The sequence below is a fragment of the Microbispora triticiradicis genome (assembly GCF_005864065.1).
Classification (GTDB): Bacteria; Actinomycetota; Actinomycetes; order Streptosporangiales; family Streptosporangiaceae; genus Microbispora; species Microbispora triticiradicis.
Genome location: NZ_VANP01000036.1, coordinates 1 through 4,131, shown reverse-complemented (window position 1 = coordinate 4,131; position 4,131 = coordinate 1). Strand labels below are relative to the sequence as shown.

Genomic DNA, 4,131 nt, shown 5'->3' with positions numbered 1-4,131 from the left:
CGCTCGCGCATGCACGTAGACCTGTTTCGGGAAAGTCCAGAAACTCTTCTCACACGCGCGCATAGACCTGTCCGGGAAGTTCAGGAACTCCCGTCATCTGGGACGACTCCCCGCTCTGCCAGGTCGTCCGTCCGCCGCTGACCGTGCTCACCCGCGACATCCCGGCGTACGGCGCGCACGCGGCGCAACGGCTGCTCGCGCTGATCGACGGCGTGGAGGCCAGGCCGCTGGAGGACGAGGCCCCGCGCCTGACCACCCGCGGCAGCACCGCGCCTCCCGCCTAGATTTCACGCCCGGATTTCAGGTCTGGGCGGGGAGCGCGGACCAGTCGATCGCCAGGCGCTGCGGGTCCGCGGGGTCGGTCCACACCTGGACCGTCCGGCCCGGCAGGACGGCGCCCATCAGCAGCCGGGGGAGGATCTGCCGGTGCGCGACCGTGTACGGCGCGCCGGAGGCGGGCTGCACTCGCAGGTCGAAGGCGACGACGAGCTGGTCGTTCACCGTCGTGCCCGTGTCCCGCATGCTCGCGACCAGGGCGGTGGCCGGCAGACCGGTGCCGACGAGGTCCTGGTTTCCGGTGCCCAGGAAGCTCTTCATCTGGCCGAAGACGCCGCCCGACGGGCCGCCGCCGCCGACCAGCCTGGAGGCCAGGATGACGACGTCGCCGATCAGCAGGAACATCCCGACGATGAAGGCGGGCAACCCCCACGACATGGTGGAGATCGAGCCCATCCCGTAGATCCCTGCGAACAGCAGGACGATGCCGGCGCTGGCGCCGATGATGAAGACGTTCCGCGACATTGCTCTCAACCCTTCCGGTTTCTTGTACGTCACAGAGATAGGCGGACGGGCTTGATCGACGCTTACACAGCACTTACTGGCGCCTTCGGCGCAATGGTTACCGTCATCCGCTCGGCCGTTACCGGCCGTCCGGTCCCGGACGTGTTCATCCGCAACCTGTCGGCGCTCATGGACGTCCCCGAGGACCTGATCGACATCGGCCCGGTGCCCGGCCGCGGCGCTGGAGTGCGGCGCCTGACCATCGGCACGCCCGACCTGCACAGCGACCCCACGACGGTCTGGGCGCAGCGGATCGCCCCGCTGGCGATGCCCGGGGCTGTCCTCACCAGCGTCCCCATCGGCCGTCCCGGCGCCGCCCACACCGCGCCGAGAAGGAGACCACCGCGTGAACACCGCCGCAGCCACCACCCGCGAGGTCGTCGAGCTGATGCTCGAAGTGCCCCAAGGAAAGGTGGTCAGCTACGACCTGGCCGCGCTGTGCTCGGCCCTGGACATCACCAACTCCACCCGCATCACGGTGGAGACCGACGGGTCGCGCCGGGCGATCGTCACGATCTACCCCTCCAACCCGCTGGCTGAGGTCCGGGCCGTCACCCGCGAGGACCTGGTGATGGGCCGGCACGGTCGCATCGTCACCGGCGTCTACCACAACGGCCGCCCGGCCAAAAAGCGCCTGTTCGACCCCTCCACTGGCAGCGCCCAGCGGTTCCTGACGTTCGGCACCACCGGCGCCGGCAAGAGCCGGGCCCTGCAGATCGGGCTGGCCGCCGAGAAGATCAACGGCATCGTGACCTGGCTGGCCGACCTCAAAGAGGGCCAGTCGGTTCCGGAAGCCAAGGGCAACGTCGACTTCTACGGCAGCAGCCAGGAAGCGGCGATCCTCATCCTGCGCGCGGGGTGCGCGCACAAAACCCACCTGCTGCACATCTACGCCAAACTCGACGTCCGCGACCGCGCCTCAGCCGTCGCCGAGGCCTACCGCCGCGGCCTGCTCTCCTGACCGAGGATCGGGTCGGCAGGAGGGCCCAGCTCAGTCGCCCCGGTGGTTGCGGAGGCCGGCCGGGCGTGCGCGCACCTGGGCCTTTTCGCCTTGGGGGCCGAAGATGTGGAGGATCTCGACGGCGCGGTCGCCACTCGGGCCGAACCAGTGCGGCTCTGCCGTGTCGAACTCGGCGACCTCGCCCGGACGCAGTGTGAGCTCGCGCTCCCCGAGGACGAGCAGCAGCTCTCCTGCGAGGACGAACAGCCACTCATAGCCGGCGTGGGTGACGAACCTGCGCGGCCGTGGTGCGATCACCTGCTTGAAGACCTGGAGACGGCCCGGGTACCGCGTCAGTGGCACAAGGACGCTTCCGTGGCGGTGCCGCCGCGGGGTCAGGTGAACCCGGGGGTCGCCGGTCGCCGGGGCGGCGATGAGCTGGTCGAGCGCGACGCGATGTGCTCGGGCGAGCGGTATGAGCAGTTCAAGGGTCGGGCGCCTCTTGCCGGACTCGATCCGTGACAGGCCGCTGACCGAGATGCCGGTCGCCGCCGACAGCGCCTCGAGGGTCATGCCCCGGTCACGACGCAGCGAGCGCAGTCGAGGTCCGATGGCGGTGAGCGTCTGCTCCAGTTCGGCGTCCACGCCATCCAGTTTGGGGCACAAGCGCTGGTCTTCGGATAGACGCTACGGCCAGGTCGGTTTTTGCGGTCTTCGCAAAAATGCTGGCCGATCCTTTCCCGGCGGCCCGACATTGTTCGCCAGGCCCGTGAGGTCTCGATTCCGCGAGCGCCCACGATGCGCCACGAAGGAGCAACCATGGACACGGAACCCGGTGTGCCCAGACGCTGGACGGTGCTGGCGATCTGCTGCCTCAGCCTTTTCCTGGTCGGACTGGACACCACGATCGTGAACGTCGGCCTGCCGGCGATAGGCGCCGGCCTGCACGTCGGCACTCGCGGTCTGGAGTGGACGGTCGACGCCTACACACTCGTGCTGGCCGGCTTGCTGATCTCGTCCGGCGCGCTGGCCGACCGCATCGGACGGCGCCGCGTGTTCCAGATAGGGCTGGTCGTCTTCGGCACCGCGTCCGTGGCGTGCGCGCTCGCGCCGGCCATCGGCGTGCTGGTAGTGGCACGCGCGGTGCAGGGTGTCGGCGGATCGATGCTCAGCCCGGTAGCGCTGGCGATCGTCGTCAACCTGATCACCGAGCCGAAGGAGCGAGCGCGAGCGATCGGCGTGTGGGCCGCTGTCTTCGGCGTCAGCATGGCCGCCGGGCCCATCGTGGGCGGCGCTCTGGTCTCAGGCGCCGGCTGGCGATCGGTTTTCTGGATCAATGTGCCGGTCGTCGCCGTGGCGCTGGTGCTGACCGCGGTCTTCGTCCCGGAGTCCCGCGCGGCGCGACCGCGCCGGCTCGACGGCCCGGGGCAGTTGCTGCTGACCGTCGTGGTCGGCTGTTCGGTCGCCGTGCTGATCGAGGGACCGCGCATCGGGTGGGACTCGCCCACGGCGATCGCGGGCTACCTCGTCGTCGCCGTCGCCGCGGCCGCTTTCGGATGGGTCGAGTCACGACGGACCGAGCCGCTGGTGGACCCCCGGTTGTTCCGCCGGCCGCCGTTCATCGCCGCCGTCGTCAGCGCGGTCGTGGTGTTCATCGCCCTCAGCGTGACCCTGCTGCTCAACACCCTCTACCTGCAGCATACGAGGGGCATGACCCCGGTGGCCGCAGGAGCGGTCACGCTTCCGATGGCCGTCGCCGCGACCGTGTGCGCGCCGCTTTCCGGGATGCTCGTCGGACGTTTCGGCCCACGCCCGCCGCTGATGCTCGCTGGGGGCTTCATCACGGCCGGCGGTCTTTGCCTCGCAGGTATCGGCGATGACACCGACATCCGGTTGCTCTCGCTGGCCTACCTGCTCGTCGGCATCGGGTTCGGATTCGCGAACGCGCCGATCACCAACACCGCGGTCAGCGGCCTGCCGCCCGCCCGCGCCGGCGTCGCCGGAGGGATCACCTCCACCGCCCGTCAGCTCGGCTCGGCCCTCGGTGTCGCTGCCGCAGGCAGCATCATCGCCGGCGCCCCGCCCGCCCATCTCGCCGAAGCATCGCGACCCGGTTGGCTCCTCGTCGCAGCCTGCGGCCTGCTCGTACTTGCCGCAACCCTGGCCGCCCCCGCTTCCGGCGGCCGAAAACCGCAAGCGGGCGGACAGCCAGGCGACGACAGGCGGACAGCGGAGGCACAGGTGGGCGCCGGCCGAGGCGGCCGGTCGACCAACATCTGAACCGTTCGCGCCGAAGGCCGCGAACATCTGACGACACGTGCCGATCGCCCGGAGGCGGCTTCGGTCGTCAC

General features: G+C 70.1%; 5 protein-coding genes. 3 read left to right on the top strand and 2 right to left on the bottom strand.

The features are described 5' to 3' along the window. Window positions 1-95: 95 nt before the first annotated feature. The gene (locus tag FED44_RS35365; protein ID WP_262367404.1) at window positions 96-284 is read left to right on the top strand and encodes a substrate-binding domain-containing protein; all 189 of its coding nucleotides are present in this window, start codon (window positions 96-98) and stop codon (window positions 282-284) included. Window positions 285-300: 16 nt separating this feature from the next. Here the strand turns inward: FED44_RS35365 and FED44_RS35360 are convergent, their stop codons facing one another. Further along, on the bottom strand, window positions 301-801 hold the full coding sequence (locus FED44_RS35360) for a hypothetical protein (RefSeq protein WP_138463396.1): 501 nt from the start codon (window positions 799-801) through the stop codon (window positions 301-303). A 385-nt stretch (window positions 802-1,186) separates the two neighbouring features. Between FED44_RS35360 and FED44_RS36950 the strand changes: the two genes are divergently transcribed. Then, window positions 1,187-1,801 carry a response regulator transcription factor gene (locus FED44_RS36950; protein ID WP_208759346.1) on the top strand — a complete coding sequence of 205 codons (615 nt, stop codon included), beginning with the start codon at window positions 1,187-1,189 and terminating at the stop codon, window positions 1,799-1,801. A gap of 30 nt (window positions 1,802-1,831) precedes the next feature. On the opposite strand, the gene FED44_RS35350 is transcribed toward FED44_RS36950, so the two are convergent. Further along, a complete protein-coding gene (locus FED44_RS35350) occupies window positions 1,832-2,425 on the bottom strand; it encodes an XRE family transcriptional regulator (protein ID WP_138463395.1) in 594 nt (197 codons plus the stop codon). A gap of 174 nt (window positions 2,426-2,599) precedes the next feature. Here FED44_RS35350 and FED44_RS35345 point away from each other — a divergent pair, with 174 nt between their 5' ends. Then, complete coding sequence (locus FED44_RS35345; RefSeq protein ID WP_244302554.1) at window positions 2,600-4,060, top strand: MFS transporter; 1,461 nt, start codon at window positions 2,600-2,602, stop codon at window positions 4,058-4,060. The last annotated feature ends 71 nt before the right edge of the window (window positions 4,061-4,131 follow it).